Origin of the sequence: Xanthomonas axonopodis, assembly GCF_001304695.1 — a bacterium.
In the GTDB taxonomy this organism is placed as follows: Bacteria; Pseudomonadota; Gammaproteobacteria; order Xanthomonadales; family Xanthomonadaceae; genus Xanthomonas; species Xanthomonas axonopodis.
In genome coordinates, this window is record NZ_JFAQ01000095.1 from 1 (window position 1) to 1,460 (window position 1,460).

At 59.0% G+C, this 1,460-nt stretch carries 2 protein-coding genes and 2 pseudogenes; 2 read left to right on the forward strand and 2 right to left on the reverse strand.

Going from position 1 to position 1,460, the window contains the following annotated elements; all coding sequences use genetic code 11:
* Both XAXN_RS09700 and XAXN_RS09705 read left to right on the forward strand, forming a co-directional pair.
* Window positions 1–145 (forward strand): integrase core domain-containing protein (locus XAXN_RS09700; protein ID WP_167694775.1); only part of this gene is annotated, 145 nt, incomplete at its 5' end.
* A 32-nt stretch (window positions 146–177) separates the two neighbouring features.
* Window positions 178–687, forward strand: a pseudogene (locus XAXN_RS09705) (IS5 family transposase); the annotation flags it as partial.
* Between the two features lie 207 nt (window positions 688–894).
* Here the strand turns inward: XAXN_RS09705 and XAXN_RS23060 are convergent.
* Window positions 895–1,043 (reverse strand): annotated as a pseudogene (locus tag XAXN_RS23060) (IS5-like element ISCARN85 family transposase); the annotation flags it as partial.
* Between the two features lie 51 nt (window positions 1,044–1,094).
* Window positions 1,095–1,460 (reverse strand): IS5/IS1182 family transposase (locus XAXN_RS09710; RefSeq protein ID WP_054319392.1); only part of this gene is annotated, 366 nt, incomplete at its 5' end.

A 1,460-nucleotide genomic window follows, 5' to 3' on the forward strand; every position in this document is an offset into this window, starting at 1 on the left:
CGTCCATCAGCACCGGTTCGAGAGCCTGGCCCACGCACTACGCGTCATCAGCGACTGGATTGGGTTCTACAACCGGCAGCGCCCGCATCAGGCACTGAAGATGATGACGCCTGACCAAGCCTATGCCGCTACATTAACCAACTGACCTGTGCAGAAACCGGTGGGTCATTACATCACGCGCGCGACCCTGAGATGCATCAGACCAAGAAGGGGAATCAATGGTATTTCGGGATGAAGGCGCACATCGGTGTGGATGAATCTTCCGGGCTGGTACACCACGTGCAGTGCACCGCAGCCAACGTGGCCGATGTCACGGTGACGCACGCATTGCTGCACGGCAAGGAAGACAGCGTGTTCGGCGACAGCGGCTATACCGGCGCGGACAAAGGCCAAGAACTGCAGACCTGCGAGGCTGCATTTTTCATCGCCGCCAAGCCCTCGACGATGCAAGCCATTGGCAACAAACGCGAGCGTGCTCGGGAACAGCGTTGGGAACACGTCAAGGCCAGCGTGCGCGCGAAGGTGGAGCATCTATTCCGGGTGATCAAGCGCCAGTTTGGCTACACCAAGGTCCGCTATCGCGGTCTGGCCAAGAACACGGCACAAGTGCTGACCTTGTTTGCATTGTCAAACCTGTGGATGAAGCGAAAGCAGTTACTGCCTGCGATGGGGAGCGTGCGCCTGTAACCCGGGGAATTCCCACGGAAAACGCCAGAAATGGCGAGAAACCCGAAGCTCCAAACGCGACTCTCCGGAACGATGCCACATTCCGCTCTGTCAGGCCTCGTTGTTCAGGCCTTCCCTATAGGGGCAGACTCTGGCGTGGCTGACGATCGTGGACGCGGATGCCACGATCGTCGCTGCGCCCAGTTCGACAAAGAACAAGGACGGCTACCCCAGGTTTCCACGTAACCCACGGCCTGCGGGTACGTCATATGCGTTTCAAGCGTTAATCCAAATGCAATGGCTGTTCGAGCCCCTGCGGTAATCATGTGCATCTTGGAGTTCCATCCACCACACGACTTACCAATGGCTTGCAGGTCGCTCTTTCGAGCGGCTAACAAAACGCAGCGAGCAGGTTAGGCTGAGAGCGGCTAACAAAACCCAGGAAGCATGCGTAAGCAGATGATGGAGCATGCGAGCGAGAGCAACGCCAAGTGGATATCGATGCGGCGTTCGAAGCGGATACGCAGCTTGCCCATGCCGGCAAACCAAGCGTGCGTGCGCTCGACGACCCAGCGGTGCTGGCCCAGTCGGTCGTTGCGTTCGATGCCCTTGCGTGCAATCCGCGCAGTGATGCCGCGCTGCTTAAGGGCGTTGCGGCAACGGTCGATGTCGTCGGCCTTGTCGGCATGCAGTTTGCCTGGCCAGCGTCGCGCACGCCCTGGTTTTCCACCGATCGCAGGCAATGCATCGAGCACTTCTTCGAACGCGACCGAGTCGTGTCGATTGGCACCGGT